Here is a 21721-nt window from a genome sequence, read left to right as displayed (position 1 = left end):
CATCCGCCTGTGCTGCGATTGCATGGCGCGCGGCGTTCGACGGAGGCGGAAAGGTCGGGGGAAGACCGCCAACAAAAAGGGGCGGCCATGCCGCCCCGAGACCGGCCGCGCGCGGTTGCGCGCAGACATCTTTCGGCCGATCTCGTGCAATCCGGCCGCGCCCCCGTGACGCGGCGGATTGAACGTCGGCCGTGAAGGCCGGACCGTCGACCGGCCTCAGCTCTCGTTCGCCGCGATCGATTCCATCAGCGAGACGAGCTGACGCTGCACCGTCTGATCCTTGATCTTGCTGTAGGCGCGCAGCAGGCGGAGGCTGAAGGCCGAATCGAGAAAGAGCAGGCTCTCGACTTCGCGGGCCTTGTTGTCGCCGTCGTAGAAGAAGGTCACGGGCACATCGAGGGCGGAGGCGATCTGCTGAAGCCGGGCCGCGCCGACGCGATTGACGCCCTTCTCGTATTTCTGCACCTGCTGGAAGCTGACGCCGAGCTTCTCGCCGAGCTCGGCCTGCGAGATCTTCATCTCGACGCGCCGCAGACGGATCCGCTTGCCAAGCTCGATGTCCGGCTTGCCCGCGCTGCGCTGCTTCATTCTTTTGGCCGCTGCTTTCATCTCTGTTTTCACCTTTGTTCTTCGGTTGAAAATCCCCCGAAGAGCTGGGTCAGGGGTTCGCCCATATACGAGTCCTTGAATTCATGCGGGTGCACGAACTCTTCCTTAAACCACGGGAAGCGGGCCGGATTGAAAGCCTCGATCAGCCAGTCAATCATGTGCCGCACGCGCGGGATACGGCCGCTACCAGGGTGGTAGGACAGCCAGATATCCAGCGGTCGGTTCAGCTCGACCTCCAGTGGAATTAATTTCCCGCCGAGCGCAATGGCGTAGCTCGGGAAGACGCCGATGCCGGCGCCATTCGCGACCGCCCAATAGTTGGCGCTGGAGACGTTGGTCTTCATGACCAGAAGGTCACGTTCGGACACGCCCGGGAAGAAGCTTTCGAAGGATTCCTTGGCGGCGAGTTGGTCGGCGAATTGCAGCACCAGACGATGCTTGATCAATTCCGCCGCCGAGCGCGGCGCGCCATGCTTTGCGATGTATTTCTCCGAGGCCCAGAACATCAGATGCATGCGGCCGAGCCGCACCAGCTTGATGTCCAGCGCCGAGGGACGGGACAGATGAATGGCGACGTCGGCCTCGTGGCGCGAGACGTCGGCCGAGCGCATCGCGCAATGCAGGTCCACCAGGATCTTCGGATAGGCCTGCTGGAATTCGACCAAGCGGGGGGCAAGCCAGAATGTGCCGAGCCCTTCGGTGACGGCCACGCGGACCTCGCCCGACAGCGCGTTGGCCATCGAATCGCTGGCGCGCAGCACGTCGAAGGTGGCCGCCTCCATGCGTTCGACAGCGGAGACTACCAAGGCGCCCTCATCGGTCAGATGGGTGCCGTGGACGTCGCGCGTGAATAACGTGGTGCCGGTCTGGCGTTCGAAATCGTCGATTCGGCGCCGCACGGCGTTGATCGACAGAGACAGGCGCTCGGCCGCCGAGCGAAAGCTTCCGCATCGGACGACTTCCAAAAATATGCGGGCGGCGTCCCAGTCGGAGAGGCCGCTGATATTTGTCTTTGGGCGTTCCTCCAGAGGAACGCCCCTTTCCGCCAAGGAGTGCATACAATTCCCTTTGGAACGCTAAACTGGCAGAATCTGGCGCAAACCACAACCACGACGGGTTGGGGAACGACGAGTTTTGAACGTCATCCTTACTACCTTAGGGCGGTATTTGGATGCTCCCATGGGCTGGGAATTCGGGCGAGGCTAATCGGCTCGAGTGAGGGGTATGACGTGAGTTCCGTTGCGAGCCGCGAGATGGCTGCGGGAGTGCCGGCGCTGACTGCAATGAACGGTCTTGCGCAGGAGTCGGTGCTCTTCGCCGTTGCTGGATCAATCGCACCGCGTCAGGCGTTCGCTCCCGGAGCATTGCGGCGGTCGCCAAAGGCGCCGCATGGCGATGCGAGCGGGAACCCGGTTCCACAGCAGAAACACACTGAAATCAGGTTCGAAGGCACAGTCGCCTCGTGCTATCTATCGTCTTCCATGGGGGCCGAAGGGGGCGTGACAGATACGTCTCGCAGGCCGAATTAACGGAAAGAACGCCGGTGTCGCATTCAGACGAACAGTTGCAGTCGGTGCTGGAAACGCTCGAGGAGTGCCGCAGGGTTCTCAATGCCTGCAACAGCCGCGAGTCGGCCGAGATGCTGTCCATCGTCATCCTCGACGTCAGGATGAAACTGAAAGGAATTGACAGTGCCGATCTCAAGGCGCTGTGCGACGAAATGCTGCGGAGCGCTGCCAGCGAGCCGCTGCCCCCTTCCAAGCAGACGCAGGACCAGCCCCGGCGTCCGCTGCTCCGCGTGGTGAAGTAGCCGCGCCGCCCAATCTCGCTTTCCGGCGAGGTTTGTGCGCGTCCCGATGCCGCATCTGTGATCACGGAGGGCATCGGGCGGAGCCCTGGCTTTGTGCGCCTCTGTTGCGCATTCTCGGGCATGGGCTACACCAGAGCCGGTTCGGCTCCGGGCCGGGCGCGTTCCCTGCGCGCCCTGACGGGGCCTGAGATGGCTCCGATTGCATCATGCAAAATGTTTCGATTCCGGCCGCACTGATTGCCGGCCTCGTCAGCTTCCTCTCGCCTTGCGTCCTGCCTCTGGTTCCGCCCTATCTGGTTTACCTCACGGGCGCCACGATCGAGCATGTCGAGAGCGACGAGCCGGTCGCGGCCTCCAAGCGCGCGATCATGATGTCGGCGCTCCTGTTCGTGCTCGGCTTCTCCACCATCTTCGTGGCGCTCGGCGCCAGCGCTTCGCTGATCGGCGGGCTGATCCGTGCCTGGTCGGCGGAGCTGTCGATCCTCGCCGGCATCGTCATCATCATCATGGGCCTGCACTTCCTCGGCCTGACGCGGATCGGCTTTCTGATGCGGGAAGGACGCCTGCCGATCCCCAAACCGGTCGGCCTGTGGGGCGCCTATATCATGGGCCTCGCATTCGCGTTCGGCTGGACACCCTGCATCGGCCCGATCCTCGCCGCGATCCTCTCGGTCGCCGCGGCGGAAGCCACGGTGACGAGGGGCGCCGGCCTGCTCGCGGTCTATTCCGCGGGCCTCGGCATCCCATTCCTGATCGCCGCGCTGATGATCGAACAGTTCTCCGCGCTGTTCGCGCGCATGAAGGGCCACCTCGTCAACGTCGAGCGCGCAATGGGCGTCCTGATGGTGCTCACCGGCATCGGCTTTCTCACCGGCGCGGTCTCGAATGTGAGCATCTGGCTGCTGGAGACGTTTCCGGTGCTGCAGACGATCGGTTAGGGCGCGCGGGGACCGGGTTTTCACGGACGAAAAAGTAGAGGAACCGTTGAAATCGGTCAGGCATGCTGCCACGGAACGACGATTCCAAACCTTTCCGGTCCCGAGGCGTTTCATCGGAGGACAACTCGCATGGTGGAGATCACGTGGCCAAGACACTGCGCTTAGAACCCCTGTCGGACAACGCGGCCTTGGTTGCCTGGCAATTTTTGGGGCAGCCGTTGCAGGAGTGGCCGAACTGGGTTCAGTCGAATTGCTCGCTGCAGAAGGATGCCGACGGAAAATTCGAGCTTCGGCACGAGCGGCGCAGCGGCACCCAGATCGTCTATCTCGGCGAGTGGCTGGTGAGAGATCTCGATGGCGGCGTGGACTTCTACACGGACGCTGAAATCTGGTCGCGGTTCGCTGCCAAGCGGTGACGCGCTGAGAGATTCAGCCGACGCGTCGATCGCGCCTTAGTCTGTCCTGCTCGAGCTTCGGACGATCAAAAGCCTGTGTCGTCGGTGGGGCAAAAGGCCTCGCGGCAGGGCCCATCCACAGAATGCAATCTGTGGTAATATTCTCTCGTACTGCACCCTGAGGGGCAATTCTTCAGAACGTATACTGAAACGAGTATTTTAGGCCAATCGACATCTTCGGCGCCCCTCTCCCTTACAGCATTTTAAGCAGGAGCAAGCGATGGGAACCGACGTGAATGTTCATCCCGGTCACGGCAAGGCCGGACGTCAACCGACGCGACAATTTCTGGATACGCTCTCCGGACACGACGATCCGGGCATGTTTGGCCGGATGTTTCCGACCCTGGAGCCGCTGGCTGTCGACGACGGTCCGCTGCGCGAGCTCGCCGACGCGATGAAGGATCCCGCCCCCGGCGACGCCGCGGGCAACAACCTCAACGTCCCCGCGGGTTTCACCTATCTCGGCCAATTCGTGGATCACGACATCACGCTCGATCTGACCTCCTTCGGCGAGAAGGAAGCCGATCCGACGGCGGTCACGAATTTCCGCACGCCCGCACTCGATCTCGACAGCGTCTATGGTCTCGGCCCCGACGGCAGCCGTCATCTCTACGCGCGCAATTCGGCCAGCGACAGCGGCAAGACACCGGGCCCCAAGCTGCTGATCGGCAAGACCGTCAACGTCGATGACATCACCGGCGATCATCGCAACGACCTGCCGCGCAATCCCGAGGGGTTTGCCCTGATCGGCGATCACCGCAACGACGAGAACCTGGTCGTCGCGCAAACCCACCTTGCGATGCTGAAGTTTCACAACAAGGTCTGCGATCAGCTCGCGGCGTCCGGCAAGCCGGCGGGCGAGATCTTCGAGGAAGCGCGCCGGATCGTGACCTGGCACTACCAATGGATGGTCCTGCACGATTTCGTGGAGCGGATCACCGAGAAGGGGATCGTCGCGAAGATCCTCGAGCAGGGGCGGCGCTTCTACCGCTTCAAGAAGATCCCCTACATGCCCGTCGAGTTTTCGGGCGCCGTCTATCGTCTCGGCCACAGCATGGTGCGCCAGATCTATAGCCACAACCGGATCTTCACGCCCGGTGGCCTCGCGCCGGCGACCCTGGACCTGCTGTTCAGGTTCACCGGGCTGTCGGGCGGCATCATCGGCGATCTGGCACCAAACCCAATTCAGCCGCCGCTCCCGCTTCCGGTGCTTTCGAGCAACTGGATCATCGACTGGCGGCGCTACTATAAGCTGTTGCCGAACAATCCTGCCGGCGTGGGCTTCAATCCCTCCCGCAAGATCGACCCGTTCATCGTGCCGCAACTCCATACCCTGCCTGGTGATGGCGGCAGCCTGCCGTTCCGCAACCTCAAGCGCGGCGTGTTGCTGGGATTGCCGTCCGGGCAGGACGTCGCCAAGGCCATGAAGATCAAGAATCCGCTGACGCCGGAAGAAATCTCGAAGGGGAGCGACGGCGCCGTGGCGAAAAAGCATGGCCTGCACCAAAACACCCCGCTCTGGTACTACATCCTCAAGGAGGCGGAGCAGCGGGGCAGCGGCGAAAGGCTCGGCCCGGTCGGCGCGACCCTGCTTGCCGAGGTCTTCGTCGGCCTCGTCCATGGCGACCACCAGTCGTATCTCTGGCTCAAGGGCAAGACCTGGAAGCCGACGCTGCCGTCGCAAGTGCCGGGCGAATTCACGATGGCCGACCTGCTGCGTTTCGTCGGGGATATCAGCCCAATCGACGGCATCTCGACCGTCTAGACCAGACGCCCGCCAGCGTTGCAGACGATAGGCCGGACCGGCGTGCATGGCGCCGGTCTGGACGTTTGCAACAATGCTCAGGGCTTGAACACGTAGCCCGGCGTGATCGCCGCCGTCTCCGGGATCGGCGGTAGGTCGGCGAACAGCTCAGGACGGTCTTTCATGACCTTGAGAATGTGCTTCGGCTCGATATGCGCATTGACATCGAAGGTCGATTTGAGGATGCCGAGCCGGGTGAGCCGGTCCTGGGCGCTCCACAGCGCGCGGTAATTGTTCGCCGACAGCCGGCGGTCCGCCTGCTGGATGTTGAACTGCATCGCGGCCTCCGCGACCTCCTGCTTCAGGCCTGGAATCCAGCGCGTCGCGACTTGTGCCGCCAGCTTCGGGTTCTTGCGCATCCATTGGTCGGCCTCGGAGACGGCGGCGAGGAATTTCTCGATCGTCTCGCCGTTGGCCTGCACCCATGGGCGCAGCGCGACGTTGAAGCCGATATAGGAGATCACGTCGCCGCCCCGAATGATCTCGACGGCGCCCGGCACGTCCTTGCCCGCGACGATCGGCCAGGGGTCCCAGCCCGAGAACGCGTCGATGCCCTTGGCGAGCAGGGCGACGGTCATGTCCGGGGGCGGGGTGTTGACCAATGTTACGTCGTCGGGTTTCAGTCCGGCCTTCTCCAGCGTCGCCAGGATGTAGAGATGGTTGATCGTGCCGAACGACGCCGCGATCTTCTTGCCCTTCAACGTCGACAGGTCGCCCTTGACGATGCCCGAGCCTTCGCGCGCGATGATCGCCATCGTGGCATCGGAGCCGGCCTTGGTGGCGTTGCCGCTGTAATTGCCCAGCGCGACGAGGTCCATGCCGCGCAGCACCGCGCCGATCATGGGTACGCCGACCTGCACGATCTCGCTCTCGCCGGCCTGCAACGCGTTCAGCGCGTCGACACCGGTGGCGTAGGGGCGTGCGATCGTGACGTCGAGCCCGTACTTCTCGAAGAAGCCGCGCTCGAGCGCGATGGGCAGGCCAATCTGGTCGATGCCAGTGACCATGCCGGCCTTGAGTTTCGTCAGGGTTTGGGCGCTTGCCGGCACCATGCCGGCGAGAAGCGCCAATCCAAGCAGCAAGAGTCGTTTCATAGTCTCAGCCTCCCTCTTTTATCGGCCCCACCGCCGTCACCCAATAGGGCCGGGCCACGGCATTGAGGTCCGTTCTTTTGACACCGCGCAGCTCGATCGAATGCTCGTCCGTGCCCGAGACGCGTCCGTATTGCTGGAAGGCGAGCACGTGGAAACGCTCCGGCGTGAACGGCAGCTCGATCTGCACGTTCACCTTTTCCGACGTGCCCGTGAGCTGCGGCGAGATCTTTCCGGGCGCCGCGATGGTCAGCCAGAGCTGAAACAGCGCCCATGCCGCAATTGCGCCGAGCGCGATGCGCAGCTTGGGTGATCGCAAGGCTTCGGAGGCGATGCTCATGCTGCGCGCACCATCTGCAGCACGCGCGCCGAGAGCTGCTTGAACTCATCATCCCTGACGAGATCGTCCCAGATGCGAGGACGCGGCAGGTCGACCGCGATCTCGTCGAGCACGCGTCCCTTCGACAGCACGACCACGCGATTGGCGAGAAACACCGCTTCCGACACGTCATGAGTGATGAAGATCACCGTCGGCTTGCGCTCCTGCCAGATGCGGGTCAGTTCCTCCTGGAGCGTCATGCGCGTCTGCGCGTCGACGCTGGCGAACGGCTCGTCCATCAAGAGGACGTCGGGGTTGTTGGCGAGTGCGCGCACCACGCCGACGCGCTGCTGCATGCCCCCGGAGAGCTCGTTGGGATAGCGGTGCGCCGCATGCGAGAGCCCGGCAAGCGCGAGATATTCATGCGCGATGCGGTCGCGCTCGGCCTTCGGCACGCCGCGCATCTTCGGCCCGAAGCCGACATTGTCGAGCACGGTCTTCCAGGGAAACAGCGCGAACGACTGGAACACGACGCCGCGCTCGGGGCCGGGCCCGTGCACCGGCTTGCCGTCGAGCAGGATGTCCCCCTTCGAATAGGGAATGAAGCCGGCGATCATGTTCAGGATCGTCGTCTTGCCGCAGCCGGAGGGGCCGACCACCGAGATGAACTCGCCGGGCTCGACGTCGAGTGAGACGTCGTGGACGGCGGTGACATGCGCGCCTGCATAAGGGTCGAAATAGGTCTTGCCGAGATTGCGCAGCGAGAGCGTCTTCATGATGTCACCAGTCCCCAACGCTGGCCGGTCGCACGCTCGAGCGGGGCGAGAATCCAGGCGTCCACGATGTACCAGAGCAGTCCGAGAATGATCATGCCGAGGATGATCTCGACGGTCGACCCGGCGCGGCGCGCATCGAACATCATGAAGCCGATGCCCGACGTGCCGACGATCATCTCGACCGCGATCAGCGCGCGCCAGCCGTAGCCGAGTCCGTTGCGCAGGCCGGTGATGATGTTGGGCAGGGCGCCGGGCAGCGTCACCTCCCAGAGCACGCGCGCCCGCGAAGCCCCGAGGCTCAAGGCGGCGCGTGACAGATCGCGCGGTACCGATTCGACGCCGAGCACGGTGTTGAGCACGACGGGGAACAGCACGGTGTAGACGATGACGAAGGTCATCGTCGTCAGACCGAAGCCGAACCAGATCAGAAGGATCGGCAGCCAGGCGATGTCGCCGATGGCCTGGAAGAACAGCAGCACCGGCCAGCAGATGCGATGCGCCCAGCGGCTGGTGCCGATCAGGATGCCCAAGGGTATGCCGAGCGCCATGCCGACCGCGGCGCCGGTCGCGAGCCGGATCAGGCTGTCCTGGAGATAGTCGGGCAGGATGCCCTTGTAGGTCAGCGTGAAGAATGCGCGGATGACGTCGGCCGGGCCGGGGAAGAACGCGCGTGGAAACAGCCCGGCCTCGCTGACCGCGGTCCACAGCGCCAGCACCGGGATGAAGGGAATGATCGCGGCGATGCCCGGCCAGCGCCGGGTCAGGCGGGCATAGCCGGCCCAGATTTGCAGCAGGACGTTCATGCGCGCCTCACCATGCCCCAGCGCTCGATGGTCGCGCGTTCCAACGGGACGAGCAACAGACGGTCGATCAGAAGCCAGAGCACGCCGATCACGATCATGCCGAACACGATCACCTCGGTGCGGTAGAAATCGCGCGCGACGAACAGCATGTAGCCGAGCCCGACATTGGTCGCGATCATCTCCGCGGCGATCAGGCCGCGCCAGGCAAAGCCCAGGCCGGTGCGAATGCCGGTGACGATATTGGGCAGCGCGCCCGGCAGCAGTACTTCGGTCAGCAGCGCCCAGCGGCCGGCGCCGAGCGAGGCGGCAGCGTTGCGCAGCGTGTGCGGGATGGTCCTGACGCCGAGAAGCGTGTTGTAGGCGACGACGAAGAATACGGCGTTGAAGATCACGAAGACGATCGCGCCGAAACCGTAACCGAACCACAGCGTCGCGATCGGGATCCAGGCAATGCCGGCGAGCACCGAGAAGAACCGGAACAGCGGCGTGAGAAAGGCCGCGACCGTCGGGCTGACGCCCATGGCGATACCGAGCGGCACCGCGGTGGCGATGCCGATTAGGGTCCCCAGGCCGACGCGCAAGAGGCTGGCGCCAACATGGGCGAACAACGTGCCGTCCCGGATCGAGTCAAGCGCGGCGGTGCCGACCGCGCCGACCGAGGGAAACACGCGCGGATTGACGTTGAACAGCGGGATCACGGCGGCCCAGACCGCGACCAGCGCAAGCAGCGGCGCGACGAACATTGCAGCGCCGGCCAGCGAGTTGACGCTGCGCATCAGCCGCGACGATCGGCCTTTCAGACTGCCCGTCAGCTGCATTCGGACCTCCCTGACGCTCAGCTATGCCTGTACCGGCATTTCCCACTGATCATTGCTGGTATCGTAGCCGCGTCTCGTGGAATCGCATATCTGTATCGGTTGCGATCCTCCTCGCGATCCGCGCGGAGCGGGGATCCGGGCCGAGCCCCTCATGTCACGGTGCATGGCGCTTTCTCTTGCGGTTGAGGCTCGGCTTCCTGACGGCGCGCAGGGTCGATCCGTCCGCTTTGCGAGCCGCCGCGGCGATAATGGTCTTTCGGTTCGACAGCTTCGATCGGGTGTAGCCCAGCAGCCGTTCCATCGCGGCGCGCGCCTTCTCCGGGTTGCCGCTCTCGATGGCCCGCGCCGCCGTGACGTGGTTCGGCAGATTGTCCTTGAACCAGCCGCCGGGGCCGCCGACGGCAACGGTGAAGACGGTGCCCAGAATGGTATCGATCGCGCCGCGAAAGCCCTGGAGGACCGGATTGTGGGTCGCGTCCAGGATGGCGAGATGGAAAGCCTTGTCGGCAGCGAGGGCGCTGGCCTGGTCCTTTGCAGTCTGCATCGCCGCCAGGGCCGTGTCGATCCGCCAGCGGTCGTTCCTTGTTGCACGCTCGGCCGCAAGCGCTGCGGCAGCGGGCTCGATGATCGAGCGCACCTCCTGGATTGCCAGCAGAAGGTCCCGATCCGGCTCGTCCTGACCGACCAGCCAGCTCAGCACGTCGCGGTCGAGCAGGCTCCATTCGTGGCGCGGCAGCACGTGCGTGCCGTGGCGCGGCCGCACGCTGACCAGACCTTTGGCGGCGAGCGTCTTGATGGCTTCGCGCACCACGCCGCGCCCGACTCCGAAGCGGGCTTCGAGCTCAGGCTCCGGCGGCAGGGCTGTCCCGACCGGAATGAGATCCTGCGCGATCTCCCGGCCGAGCGTCGTGAGCACGGCGCGAATGCGGCCGGGCTTGATCGGCTTGTCGACGGGGCTCGGGCGCGCTCTTGCCACTCGTACGTTTCTCCCGTCCGGCCTGTCGCGGCTGGTTCGTTTGCATTTGGCTGCCACGCCCCGGCAGCTGCAATCATCGGATGTTTAACATCGGATGAATGGATGAGTGCAAGCGCAATTGTCGCAGCACACCCCGTGTTGCGTTGCGATATGCGCGTGGACCGCGGATCAAAGCGTCTCCTCCAGCGTGCAGGTCACAGTGCAGACGACGCCGCGCGGCAGGGCAAGCCCCCGTGATCCGCTGCACCTCGGCATCGAGCACCATGCGCATGCTACGCACCGTTTCCAGCAAACGGCGCGCAGCCTCGCTGCGATCCTGATGGTAGTTGTAATAGGCAAGGCCCACCGCGAAAACGATCAGCGGTAGCGTCGTTCCGGCGACAAGGAGGCGAGCCGAACGGGCAGGGTAAGCTTTGGCAAACGCAGGCGTCCCGGTTCCGGCGCGGCAGCACCGGACAATGATTTTGAAGAGACCATAGGCGCAGGAATTGTGCTGCGCCACGAATTTTCGCCGTCCGTCCAGCGCGCTCCTGATCGCCGGAGACCTCGCGCCTCCGCCGCATACCGAAGCGGCGAGTTGCAGTGCAGCAGGCGTTTACGTGCAGTCCTGCGACGAAGGGGTAGCTCCAGCCCACGCGAAATGACTTCCGTCCCGCCGAGGTTTTTCATACGCTTGCCTCTCGCAAGCCGCATAACGGCTGCGCTCACGGCCCGGCGACAGGGCCGGAGCATCAAAGGGAGGGGAGACGATGAAGCGAAGGTCATTTCTCGCTGGGATCGGTGCAACCACTGCGGCAGCTGCCATCGGCATGCCGTCGATCCTGAGGGCGCAAGCCCCGATCACACTGAACGGTGCCGTGCAGTTCAATGACGACCATGCCTTCAATCGGGCCCTGCTGCGGTTCGAGGAGCTGGTGAAGAAATATTACGGCAAGCCCGTCAACTTCACCCTGCACAGGAACTCCTCGCTCGGCCTCGAGAAGCAGTATTTCGAGTACATGTCGCAAGGCAAGGCAGTCGATTACGGCATCGTCTCGCCGGCTCACATGTCGACCTTCGCCAAGGCCGCCCCGTTCATCGATGCGCCCTTCGTGTTCAAGGGCATCGAGCACATGAACAAGGTGGTCGAAGCCAATATCCTGGCGCCAGTCGCCGACGAGGTCGCGGCCAAGGCGGACGTGGTTCTGATCGGTTATGCCGGCGGCGGCATCCGCAACATCTTCGCCAACAAGCCGCTCAAGAACCTCGCCGACCTCAAGGGCCTCAAGGTGCGCGTGCAGGGCGCGCCGATCTGGTCGAAGACCTTTGCGGCCGTTGGCATGAGCCCCACGGTGATCGCCTATAACGAAGTCTACAACGCGATCCAGAACGGGGTGATATCAGCCGGCGAGAACGAAGCGGCCGGCGTCGAGGCGATGAAGTTCTATGAAGTGGCGCCGCATCTCAACCTGACCCAGCACGCCGTGTCGATCCGGCCGATCTGCTTTTCCGTCAAGACGCTGAAGACCCTGCCGAAGGATCTGCAGGACGCGATCATGAAAGCGGGCAAGGAGGCCGGCGATTACGGCCGCCAGCTCGAGTCGAGCGAGGAAGTCGTCAAGCTCGACACGCTGGAGAAGGCCGGCAAGCTCAAGCGCGTTCCGTTCGAGGAGCGGGACGCCATGAAGAAGCTCGCCGACCCCGTGATGGCCACCTACGCCAAGGAGATCGGCGCGGAGGGCATTTTCGAGAAGATCAACGTCGTCTGAGGCCGCCCTGTCCGCCGACAGCATTCCGGGCAGGCCCCGCTTCCTGCCCGGACATGGCGGATGAGCGCCGTACGGAGCTCCAATGTCCGAAATGCACGTCCCGTCCACACCGTCGCTGTGGCGTCGCGTCACCGCGGCCTATGCGAAATTGTTGGAATTCCTGCTTGCCGCCTGCGTCGGCATCCTGGTCATCCCCGTCACATTGCAGATCGTCTCGCGCTACACGCCGTTCATTCCCTCCTACATCTGGACCGAGGAGATGGCGCGATTCCTGTTCATCTGGACGATCATGATCGGCGCCATGGTCGGCATCCGCGAGGCTCAGCATTTCGAGGTCGACGTGTGGCCCGATTTGTCGCGGCGGTCGGAGGCCGCAGTGCGGATCATCGCGCGGCTCGGCGTGCTGGCACTTGCCCTCGTGTTCGTGTCGGCCGGCATCGAATTCACACGCTTCGCCTGGAACAGGACCTCGGAGCTGGCCGATCTGCCGCTCTGGCTGATCCACGTTGCCTGGCCGGTGGCCGGCGTGACCTGGATCGTGTTTGCGGGCGAACAGATGCTCGATGAACTGCGCGTTCTGGTCGGGGCACAGCAATGAACGGCACTGTACTTTCTGCCGGACAGGCCGCCATGGTGCTGTTCGGGGTCTTCGTCGGCCTGCTGATCGTGCGCGTGCCGGTCGCCTTCGCGCTGGGCCTTGCCTGCGTGCCGATCCTTCTGATCGAGCCGCGCCTGTCGCTGATGACGCTCGCGCAGGAGACTTTCAACGCGTACAACTCGTTCATCCTGCTCGCGGTGCCGTTCTTTCTGTTGACGGCGAACCTGATGAGTATCGGCGGTATCACGGATCGCCTGGTGGCGCTGTCGCGCTCGATGGTCGGGCACTGGCCGGGGTCGCTGGCGCAGATCAACGTCGTGCTGTCGGTGTTCTTTGCCGGCATCTCCGGCTCCTCCACTGCGGATGCGGCGAGCCAATCGAAGATCTTCATCGATGCGCAGACCAAGGAGGGCTACGATCTCTCGTTTTCCATTGCCATCACGGCGGCCTCCGCGGTTCTTGCGGTCGTCATTCCGCCCTCGATCCTGATGATCGTGTGGGGCGGTCTGATCTCGACCTCGATAGCGGCGATGTATCTGGCCGGTATCGTGCCCGGGCTGCTGATCGCGGGCGCGCAGATGGCGACGGTGCACGTCTATGCGGTGCGCCGCGGCTACCCGACCTATCCGAAGTCGACCTGGGTCGACATGCGATGCGCCATCTGGCGGTCGATACCCGCGTTAATAACGCCGTTCATCATCGTCGGCGGCATTCTGCTCGGCTGGTTCACCGCGACCGAGTCCGCCTGCGTTGCCGTGCTCTATTCCGTCGTGCTCTCGGCGTTCTTCTACCGCGAGACGGGAATCCGTGAATTGTACAGAGCCTTGCTCGACACTGGGCGCCTCGCCGGCGTGGCGCTGTTCTGCGTCGGCACCGCCAGTGCGTTCGGCTGGCTGCTGGCCTATTACAAGATCCCGCAAGAACTGCTGGCGAACGTTTCGACATGGGGCATGGGTCCCGTCGCGGCCGGCTTCTTCATCGCCTTCTGCTTTCTGGTGGTGGGCTGCTTTCTCGATGCCATCCCCGCGATCATCATCGTCGGCACCGTGCTGGAGCCGCTCGCCAGGTCCGTCGATCTGCATCCGGTCCAGTTCGCGATCATCTCCATCGTCTCGCTGGCCTTCGGATTGGTGACGCCGCCCTACGGCCTCTGTCTGATGATCGCCTGTTCGATCGCGGGCGTGCGGCTGCGCTATGCCCTGAAGGACACGGTCATCATGCTGATCCCGATGCTACTCGTGCTGGCGGCGGTGATCATTTGGCCCAGCGTGTCGCTGTTCCTGCCGCGCCTGATCGTGCCGGAAATGCTCAAGTGAGGGGCGATGGCGTGATCCCGCGGCCGGCGTCGCGGGGTCGTCGCGGTGGACTACAGATTGCTTTCGGTGATCGCGGCGTAGACCATGCTGCGCAGCTCGCGGCGGATCGGATAGGCGCTCGACGGCAGCACTTGCGTCATGAAGATCGCGATCAGGTCCTCGGCCGGATCGATCCAGAACGAGGTCGTGGCGGCGCCGCCCCAATTGTATTCGCCGGGGCTGCCGGCGATCAATGTCTCGGCCGGGCGCATGGTCACGGCGAAGCCGAGACCGAAGCCGATGCCGTTATAGGTCGCTTCCGAGAACAGCGAGCGCGAGACGTCCGGCAGCGCACGGCCGCCCGGAATGTGGTTGGTGGTCATCAGCGCCAGCGTCTTCGGCCCGATCAGCCTGACGCCGCCGAGCTCGCCGCCATTGAGCAGCGCACGGCAGAAGGTCAGATAGTCGGCAACGGTCGAGCACAGCCCGCCGCCGCCGGAGATGAACGAGGGCGGCGACAGGAACGAGCTCGTTGCCGGGTCGTCCTGGAGCGTCAACCCCTCGCGGCGCTGGCCCGCATGGAAGGTCATGCCGCCGCCGGGATCGGCGGAATAGCAGGCGGCGAAGCGATGCGCCTTCGAGGCCGGGACGTGGAAGTCGGTGTCGGTCATGCCGAGTGGATCGAGGATGCGCTGTTTCAGGAACTGCTCGAACGGCATGCCGGAGATCTTGCCGACGAGATAGCCGATCACGTCGGTCGCAACGGAGTAATTCCAGGACTCGCCCGGCGAAAACTCCAGCGGGATCTTGGCCAGGCCCTCGACCATGGTCTGGAGTGTGCCTGATTTTTCGACCTCGCCGATCTTTTCACTGCGGTAGGCGGCATCGACGTTGGAGCGTTGCTGGAAGCCATAGGTTAGGCCGGAGGTGTGGCGCAAGAGGTCGACGATCAGCATCGGCCGCGACGGCGGCCGGGTCAGGAACGCCGGATAGGTGCCGGCGACGAACACGCCGAGGTCCTTCCACTCCGGAATATATTTCGCGACGGGCTCGTCGATGGCGACGAGGCCTTCCTCGACCAGCATCATGAAGGCGACGCTGGTGAGCGGCTTGGTCATGGAATAGATGCGATAGATCGTATCGTCCTTCACCGGCACCTTGCGCTCGACATCGGCAAAGCCCTGCACCGAGCTGTGCGCGACCTTGCCGCGGCGGTAGACCAGGAGATGCGTGCCCGGGAAACGCCCGGCATCGATGTACCGGCGCTTGAGATGCGCATCGACGCGGTCGAGCGCGGCCTTGGACATGCCGACGGATTCGGGCGAAGCGGGGGTGGGGGCGAGCATCAGTTCCTCCGGGGCGTTTTGTCGGAAAGTTGATACCGAAATGACGGCCGCATTCCAAGCCGGTTGCGCTTAACGAGGCCGGGCCGGCTGGTGTAGACTCGGGCTCGGAACGCAAGGAGCCCGCCAGGGCCAACCAGAAGAACGCGAGGGCAAACGCACCATGACTCAGTTCACCGAGACCGAACTCACCGAAGCCGTCGTCAGGAGCTTCGACCACACGCCCGATGCGCGCGCGAAATTTCTGCTGCAGGAATTGGTGAGCTCGCTGCACGATTACGTGAGCAAGACCGGTCTCACCTTCGCGGAATGGGAATATGCCATCGATTTCCTGACCCGGACCGGGCAGAAATGCACCGACACCCGCCAGGAATTCATCCTCTTGTCCGACGTGCTCGGCGTCTCCATGTTGGTCGACGCCGTCAATCACAGAGATCGCGACGGTGCCACGGAGACCACAGTGCTCGGCCCGTTCTATGTCGGCGAGCACAAGGTGACTGCGCACGGCGCCGACATCTCGCCGAACAACCAGACCGGCGAGCGGATGTTCGTGCAGAGCCGCGTCACCGATCTCGAGGGCAAGCCGCTCGCCGGCGTTCCCGTCGACGTCTGGCACGCCGATGACGACGGCTTCTACGATTCCCAGAAGCCGAACTACGATGAGGTCGGCGCCTCGGCGCGGGCGCGCTTCATCACCGATGACGATGGCCGCTTCTTCTTCCGCACCATCCTGCCGTGCAGCTATCCGATCCCGACCGATGGTCCGGTCGGCGAAATGATCGTGCAGACCGGCCGCCACCCGATGCGCCCGGCGCATGTGCACTTCCTGGTCAATGCCAGAGGCTATGAGCCGCTGATCACGCACGTCTTCATGGACGGTGACAAATATCTCGACTCCGACGTGGTGTTCGGCGTGAAGGACGACCTCGTCGCCAAGGTCGAGCCGCGCAACGACCTTGAGATGCCCGACGGTACCAAGGCGAACGGGCGGTGGCATTTGATGACTTACGAATTCCACCTCAAGCCGGGCGGCGGCATGGCACCGAAGCCGCTCGGGATGAAGGCGACCGAGCCGGCGTGAGGATGCGAAATCTCAGTCATCCCCCGATATAGGCTGCCAACTCGTCGGGCGTTCCCTTTGGAAAGGCGTCTCTCAGATAATCGAGGAAAGCGGAGACGCGCGCACTGAGCAATCGCCGCGAGGGATAGAGCGTCCATAGGGCGATGTCGGCTCCCTCGACGTCGCCCCATCGAACGAGCGTGCCGGCGGCAAGATCGTGGCTGACGAGCGACAGCGGCAGCCTTGCGGCACCGATACCGGCTCTCACGGCATCGCGAACCATCATCAGGGATGACAGTCGAAGCACGGGATCGATCGCGATGTGCGATGGGCCGCTTGGCCGTCTGATGTCCCAAACCGCAGCTTTGTCATCGCCGCGCACGATGGCCGGAACGGCGAGGTTTCCTCTCGGGTGCTTCAGAGCGGGGCTGGCGACGACCAGCATTCGGTCGCGCAAGAAGATGCGGCCGACCAGGCTTTCATCCGGATCGGGATTGACCCGGATCACGAGATCAAAGCCTTCCTCGATCATGTCGACGTAGCGGTCATCGGTCGTAACTTCGAGCCGGACTTGCGGATGTCGAAGGGCGAAGCCGGCCGCGAGACGGCCCATCGCGGTTTGCGAGAAGAGCAGGGGTGCGCTGATCCGCAGCCTGCCCTTTGGCTTGTCTCCGCCCGAGGCGATCGCGGCCGCGGTTTCGTCGAGCTCGGTGAGAAGTGCGCCCGTCCGTTCATAGAGCGCGCGCCCTTCCTGGGTGAGCTTGAGCGTGCGCCCGCCGCGCTCAAACAGACGCAGATCAAGACTGCTCTCCAGTTCGGACACACGTCGAGACAAGGTCGCTTTCGGACGTCCCGCTGCCCGCGCGGCCTTTCCGAACCCTCCGTGACGGGCGACGAGATTGAAATCGGCAAGCGCAAGCAAATCCATCTGTTCCACCAGTGAGACGGTCTGTCCAAATATAGCGTCTATCGGCTCGCGTGTGGATCATTAGTTTCCGGGTGTCTTCCAAAACCCAACCGGAGTGATCCCATGACCATCCTCGTTACCGGCGCCACCGGCACCATCGGCCGCAACGTCGTCGAGCAACTCGTCAAGCGCGGCGCCGATGTGCGCGCACTCGTCCGAAATCCCGAGAAGGCCAACCTTCCGGCAGGTGTCGCCGTCGCACAAGGCGACTTGCTGGACGTCGATTCCGTGCGCGCTGCGTTTTCGGGCGTCTCGACGCTGTTCCTGCTCAACGCCGTGGTGCCGGACGAATTCACTCAGGCGCTGACTGCGCTCAACCTTGCCCGCGAAGCCGGCATCGAGCGGTTCGTCTATCTTTCGGTCATTCACAGCGACCTCTACGTGAATGTGCCGCACTTCGCCGGTAAGTTCGGGGTCGAGCGCATGATCGAGCAGATGGGCTTCAAGGCGACCATCCTGCGGCCCGCCTATTTCATGAACAACGAGCTCATGATCAAGGATGCCGTGACCGGATATGGCGTCTACCCGATGCCGATCGGCAGCAAGGGGCTTGCGATGATCGACGCGCGCGACATCGGCGAGATCGCTGCGATCGAACTGATCCGCCGCGAGACATCCGCAGCGCCGCTTCCGCTCGAACGCATCAATCTTGTTGGCCCTGAGACACTCACTGGCGCGAAGGCCGCCGCGATCTGGTCGGAGGTGCTCGGCCGCGCGATCGCCTACGGCGGAGACGACACCGCAGGGTTCGAGAAGAACCTCAGCCAGTTCATGCCGCCCTGGATGGCTTTCGACATGCGGGTGATGGGCGAGCGCTTCCTCACCGAGGGAATGATCCCTGAGCCCGGCGACGTCGAGCGTCTGACCGGCATGCTGGGCCGTCCCTTGCGCTCCTATCGCGACTTCGTCGCCGAGATCGCGGCCCCCGTTTGAGGCTTGCCAGAGCAGAAGCGCAGGCGGGCTGGCTGCGCCGCTCGCTATTAATCATGTGGCGAGCGGCAATCTTGATCAGCGCGCATGCAGCAAGGCCAGCAGCACGACGAGGGCGCAGGCGAGCGCCGCCGTTGTCAGCTTCCAGAACATCAGCGGGCTGCGCTCCAGGAGCGGTGTGATGCGCGTGTCGAGATAGGCCGGGTTGGGCGTGCGAAGCTCGAAGATGAATTCCGAGAGATCCTCGTGCCGCTTGTAGGGATCGGGATGGAGCGCGCGCCGGAGCGCGCCGTCGACCCAGGCGGGAACGTTGCGGTCATCGTCGGCGGCGCGATATTTAAGCTTTCGCACATCCGCCTTGCGCCGGATTTTGGCGATTTGGGTGCCGTAGGGCAGCTTTCCCGTCAGCATCTGGTAGCAGATCACGGCCAGAGAAAACATGTCGGAGCGCGGCGAGCCGCCTTGCCCCAGGAAATATTCCGGCGCCGTGTACTGGACGGTGCCCAGGATTTCGTCGGCCTCCCCTGGCGGCGCCGCCTCGGCCACGCCGGCGACCCTGACCGATCCGAAGTCGATGATCTTGGCGGTGCCGGTCTTGTCGATCAGGATGTTGTCGGGCCTGAGGTCTTGATGCAGCATCTCCATGCGATGGAAGGCGCGCAGGCCTGCGGCGATCTGCTCGATGAGGCCGCGCACGGTTTCGAGATCGGGCCGCGGATTGTCGGTCATCCACTGCTTCAAGGTCTGCCCCTCGACGAACTCGGTCGCGACGTAGAGATAGCCGCGTCGCCGCGACTGCGACAGCGGCTTGAGCACATGCGGGCTGTCGATCCGGCGTGCGATCCATTCTTCCATCAAGAAGCGCTTGAGATAGGCGGCGTTGTCGCGTAGGTCGACCGACGGCAGCTTGAGGGCGACCGGCTGCTCGGTCTCGGTGTCGACGGCGAGGTAGATATGGCTGCGGCTGCTGCCGTGGATCTCGCGGACGATCCGGTAGCCGTCGAAGATCGCCCGCGGCTCCGGCAGCGTCGGCAGCGGCAATTCCGAGCTCTGATTGAAGATGCCGGCCGGATCGCGCTGCGGCACCGCATCGATCCGCAGGATCTGCACGGTGATGTTGTCGTCGCTGCCGCGCCGATAGGCTTCCTCCACGATCGCCTTCGCCGCCCCGTCCAGCTCGGCTGCGTGCTCGTCGATTGCACTCGTGACGAAACGCGCATCGACGAACTCGTACGCACCGTCGGTTGCCAGCAGGAAGGTGTCGCCGGCCTCGATTTCGATCGCCTGATAGTCGATCTCGAGCTGCGGATTGATGCCGAGCGCGCGGCCGAGATAGGTCTGCTCGGACGAGACGATGATGCGGTGATCGTCGGTCAGTTGCTCCAGCGCCTTGCCGGCGACGCGATAGACGCGGCAATCGCCGACATGGAAGATGTGCGCGGTGGTTGCCTTGATGACCATGGCGCTGAGCGTGCAGACATAGCCCTTGTCGCGGTCATAGGCATATTGGCTCTTGCGCGTCTGCGCATGCAGCCAGGAATTGGTCGCCTCCAGCACACGGCGGGCGGAGGTCTTCACCGTCCACGACTCCGACGTGCAGTAATAGTCCATCAGGAAGCTCTTGACCGCCGACTCGCTGGCGATCTGGCTTACCGTGCTCGAGGAAATTCCGTCGGCGAGAACGGCCGCGATGCCCTTCAGGCTGAGCAGCGGCTCTTCCGGAATCAGGACGCCGTGAAAGTCCTGGTTGATGGGCTTGCGACCCTTGTCGGAATGCTGGCCGACCGAAATCTGGAGTCCGCGGGGCATCGTCATCACCGGGAGAGGGGAGCCTCACCGTGCTTGGGCGAGGCTCCCCTGTCGAGACCTATTCGATCAGGCCGCGACGCGGGGCTTCGCGGGCTTCTCCGCCTGGCGCTTCGGCAGGGTCATGACATGGGTGGCATAGAGGGTCATGCCGGTGAAGGCGAGGCCGCCGACGAGGTTGCCGAGCACGGTCGGGATCTCGTTCCAGATCAGATAATCCATGATCGAGAACTTCGCGCCGAGCAGCAGGCCCGACGGGAACAGGAACATGTTCACGACGGAATGCTCGAACACCATGTAGAAGAACACCAGGATCGGCATCCACATCGCGATGACCTTGCCGGGGACGGAAGTCGAGATCATGGCGCCGACGACGCCGGTCGAGACCATCCAGTTGCAGAGCATGCCGCGCAGGAACAGCGTCGCCATGCCGGCCGCACCGTGCGCGGCATAGCCAAGGGTTCGGCCCTCGCCAATATTGCCGATGGCGGCGCCGACCTTGTCGGGCGCCTGCGTGAAGCCGAAGGTCGTGACGAAGGCCATCATGAAGGCGACGGTGAAGGCGCCGGCGAAATTGCCGACGAAGACGAGACCCCAATTGCGCAGCACGCCGTTGAGCGTAACGCCCGGGCGCTTGTCGATCAGCGCGAGCGGCGAGAGCACGAACACGCCGGTCAGGAGGTCGAAGCCCAGGAGATAGAGCATGACGAAGCCGACGGGGAACAAGAGCGCGCCGACCAGCGGCTGGCCGGTGTTCACGGTGATCGTGACGGCAAACCAGGCGGCGAGGGCCAGGATCGCGCCGGCCATGTAGGCGCGGATAATGGTATCCCGGGTGGACATGAAAATCTTGGACTCGCCCGCATCCACCATCTTGGTGACGAATTCCGAAGGCGCGAGATACGACATCAATGGTTCCTTTGCTTCGTAAGTGAGATCGACACGCCCCCGACGAGGGCGCGGCTGAACGTCATCGGCCGTGCGGGCAGCCTGCCGCGCACGAGGGCTATGGAAAGTTTGGAAGCCTTGGGAATCGCGTCACGAGGACTCTGAAGCCGGAGACCGCGAAGCAGGTGAGCTTCCGGGATGCAGCCGCCAGAGGCTGCATCAATGCGGCCAAGCCGCAGTCGTCGTTGACGCAACCTTAGAAGCAATTTGTGTGCCGTGGCGCGTCGATCGAAAAAGCTAGCAAATTCATCTAGATGTCAGCTGCAGGGGGATGATTGGCAGAACTGCGCCGCCTCTTGCTTGAGCGACTGCACAACGTTTGTGCGGCGCACAAGGATTGAGCAGACCGCAAATTTCGCGTGCGGAACAGGGCTGCGCTAGTCAGGCGCGGAATTACCAAGCGTCTGATTATCCATCATTTTTGGCGGTGGCGGGCTTGGCATGAAGCTTGAATAGTTCCAGGTCGACGCCATTGAAGCCGTCCCGCGAGACTTCTCATCCGAATTGCTGACGCACCCAAACGGGGTCTCCCCGTCGCGCGTTCGCATGCGCCTTTTTCTGGCGTCACGGACGGACGGGCTGCTCGTGCGCACTGACGCAATCATTCCGCAACGACGCAAAAGGACG

At 63.8% G+C, this 21721-nt stretch carries 21 protein-coding genes and 1 pseudogene; 9 read left to right on the top strand and 13 right to left on the bottom strand.

The features are described from left to right. Positions 1-216 precede the first annotated feature (216 nt). Together I6F21_RS07475 and I6F21_RS07470 are read right to left on the bottom strand one after the other, a co-directional pair. Complete coding sequence (locus tag I6F21_RS07475; protein ID WP_020608151.1) at positions 217-588, bottom strand: helix-turn-helix transcriptional regulator; 372 nt, start codon at positions 586-588, stop codon at positions 217-219. A gap of 29 nt (positions 589-617) precedes the next feature. Then, a complete protein-coding gene (locus tag I6F21_RS07470; RefSeq protein ID WP_036025896.1) occupies positions 618-1667 on the bottom strand; it encodes a LysR family transcriptional regulator in 1050 nt (349 codons plus the stop codon). Positions 1668-2152: 485 nt separating this feature from the next. Between I6F21_RS07470 and I6F21_RS07465 the strand changes: the two genes are divergently transcribed. The 4 genes from I6F21_RS07465 (at position 2153) to I6F21_RS07450 (ending at position 5577) form a co-directional block, all read left to right on the top strand. Then, a complete protein-coding gene (locus tag I6F21_RS07465) occupies positions 2153-2419 on the top strand; it encodes a hypothetical protein (RefSeq protein WP_225183001.1) in 267 nt (88 codons plus the stop codon). A gap of 206 nt (positions 2420-2625) precedes the next feature. Beyond that, on the top strand, positions 2626-3357 hold the full coding sequence (locus tag I6F21_RS07460; RefSeq protein WP_036004503.1) for a cytochrome c biogenesis protein CcdA: 732 nt from the start codon (positions 2626-2628) through the stop codon (positions 3355-3357). A gap of 143 nt (positions 3358-3500) precedes the next feature. Continuing rightward, the gene (locus I6F21_RS07455; protein ID WP_225139625.1) at positions 3501-3773 is read left to right on the top strand and encodes a hypothetical protein; all 273 of its coding nucleotides are present in this window, start codon (positions 3501-3503) and stop codon (positions 3771-3773) included. 259 nt (positions 3774-4032) lie between these two features. Continuing rightward, entirely contained in the window at positions 4033-5577 is a 1545-nt protein-coding gene (locus I6F21_RS07450) for a heme peroxidase family protein (RefSeq protein ID WP_225139624.1), read from the top strand. 77 nt (positions 5578-5654) lie between these two features. Here the strand turns inward: I6F21_RS07450 and I6F21_RS07445 are convergent, their stop codons facing one another. The 7 genes and pseudogenes from I6F21_RS07445 to I6F21_RS07415 all read right to left on the bottom strand — a co-directional run. Further along, on the bottom strand, positions 5655-6710 hold the full coding sequence (locus I6F21_RS07445; RefSeq protein WP_036037747.1) for an ABC transporter substrate-binding protein: 1056 nt from the start codon (positions 6708-6710) through the stop codon (positions 5655-5657). A 4-nt stretch (positions 6711-6714) separates the two neighbouring features. After that, positions 6715-7047 (bottom strand): hypothetical protein, encoded by a 333-nt coding sequence (locus I6F21_RS07440; protein ID WP_036025891.1) that lies wholly within the window; start codon positions 7045-7047, stop codon positions 6715-6717. Next, positions 7044-7802, bottom strand: a complete 759-nt coding sequence (locus tag I6F21_RS07435) for an ABC transporter ATP-binding protein (RefSeq protein ID WP_036025889.1) — start codon at positions 7800-7802, stop codon at positions 7044-7046. Before I6F21_RS07435 ends, I6F21_RS07440 begins: the two co-directional genes overlap by 4 nt. Then, positions 7799-8605, bottom strand: coding sequence for an ABC transporter permease (locus tag I6F21_RS07430; RefSeq protein ID WP_036004520.1), 807 nt, complete (start codon positions 8603-8605; stop codon positions 7799-7801). Before I6F21_RS07430 ends, I6F21_RS07435 begins: the two co-directional genes overlap by 4 nt. After that, positions 8602-9423, bottom strand: coding sequence for an ABC transporter permease (locus tag I6F21_RS07425; RefSeq protein WP_225127429.1), 822 nt, complete (start codon positions 9421-9423; stop codon positions 8602-8604). Before I6F21_RS07425 ends, I6F21_RS07430 begins: the two co-directional genes overlap by 4 nt. Before the next feature lie 154 nt (positions 9424-9577). Next, positions 9578-10399: a FadR/GntR family transcriptional regulator gene (locus tag I6F21_RS07420; RefSeq protein WP_036004523.1), complete on the bottom strand. Its 822-nt coding sequence runs from the start codon at positions 10397-10399 to the stop codon at positions 9578-9580. 229 nt (positions 10400-10628) lie between these two features. Further along, positions 10629-10819: pseudogene (locus I6F21_RS07415) on the bottom strand (sensor histidine kinase); the annotation flags it as partial. 329 nt (positions 10820-11148) lie between these two features. Here I6F21_RS07415 and I6F21_RS07410 point away from each other — a divergent pair. From I6F21_RS07410 to I6F21_RS07400, 3 genes are all read left to right on the top strand, one after another. Then, a complete protein-coding gene (locus I6F21_RS07410; RefSeq protein ID WP_036004529.1) occupies positions 11149-12147 on the top strand; it encodes a TRAP transporter substrate-binding protein in 999 nt (332 codons plus the stop codon). 82 nt (positions 12148-12229) lie between these two features. Further along, positions 12230-12745 (top strand): TRAP transporter small permease, encoded by a 516-nt coding sequence (locus I6F21_RS07405; protein ID WP_036004532.1) that lies wholly within the window; start codon positions 12230-12232, stop codon positions 12743-12745. Continuing rightward, positions 12742-14061 carry a TRAP transporter large permease gene (locus tag I6F21_RS07400; protein WP_036025880.1) on the top strand — a complete coding sequence of 440 codons (1320 nt, stop codon included), beginning with the start codon at positions 12742-12744 and terminating at the stop codon, positions 14059-14061. The genes I6F21_RS07405 and I6F21_RS07400 overlap by 4 nt, the downstream gene beginning before the upstream one ends. Before the next feature lie 50 nt (positions 14062-14111). Here I6F21_RS07400 and I6F21_RS07395 read toward each other — a convergent pair whose 3' ends face one another. After that, positions 14112-15386 carry a serine hydrolase domain-containing protein gene (locus tag I6F21_RS07395; protein ID WP_225139622.1) on the bottom strand — a complete coding sequence of 425 codons (1275 nt, stop codon included), beginning with the start codon at positions 15384-15386 and terminating at the stop codon, positions 14112-14114. Between the two features lie 160 nt (positions 15387-15546). Here I6F21_RS07395 and I6F21_RS07390 point away from each other — a divergent pair, with 160 nt between their 5' ends. Then, a complete protein-coding gene (locus I6F21_RS07390; protein ID WP_225139621.1) occupies positions 15547-16464 on the top strand; it encodes an intradiol ring-cleavage dioxygenase in 918 nt (305 codons plus the stop codon). 16 nt (positions 16465-16480) lie between these two features. On the opposite strand, the gene I6F21_RS07385 is transcribed toward I6F21_RS07390, so the two are convergent. Beyond that, a complete protein-coding gene (locus tag I6F21_RS07385) occupies positions 16481-17371 on the bottom strand; it encodes a LysR family transcriptional regulator (RefSeq protein WP_225139620.1) in 891 nt (296 codons plus the stop codon). Positions 17372-17473: 102 nt separating this feature from the next. On the opposite strand from I6F21_RS07385, the gene I6F21_RS07380 reads away from it, so the two are divergent. Next, positions 17474-18343 carry an NmrA/HSCARG family protein gene (locus tag I6F21_RS07380; RefSeq protein WP_225139619.1) on the top strand — a complete coding sequence of 290 codons (870 nt, stop codon included), beginning with the start codon at positions 17474-17476 and terminating at the stop codon, positions 18341-18343. A gap of 75 nt (positions 18344-18418) precedes the next feature. On the opposite strand, the gene I6F21_RS07375 is transcribed toward I6F21_RS07380, so the two are convergent. Both I6F21_RS07375 and I6F21_RS07370 read right to left on the bottom strand, forming a co-directional pair. Next, positions 18419-20155, bottom strand: coding sequence for a bifunctional protein-serine/threonine kinase/phosphatase (locus I6F21_RS07375; RefSeq protein WP_225139618.1), 1737 nt, complete (start codon positions 20153-20155; stop codon positions 18419-18421). A gap of 60 nt (positions 20156-20215) precedes the next feature. After that, complete coding sequence (locus I6F21_RS07370) at positions 20216-21055, bottom strand: formate/nitrite transporter family protein (RefSeq protein ID WP_036004575.1); 840 nt, start codon at positions 21053-21055, stop codon at positions 20216-20218. Positions 21056-21721 lie beyond the last annotated feature (666 nt).

The sequence above is a fragment of the Bradyrhizobium sp. NBAIM03 genome, assembly GCF_020194055.1.
Taxonomy (GTDB): Bacteria; Pseudomonadota; Alphaproteobacteria; order Rhizobiales; family Xanthobacteraceae; genus Bradyrhizobium; species Bradyrhizobium yuanmingense.
Note: the sequence above shows the minus strand (reverse complement) of the source record. Positions and strands in the feature narration are given on the sequence as shown.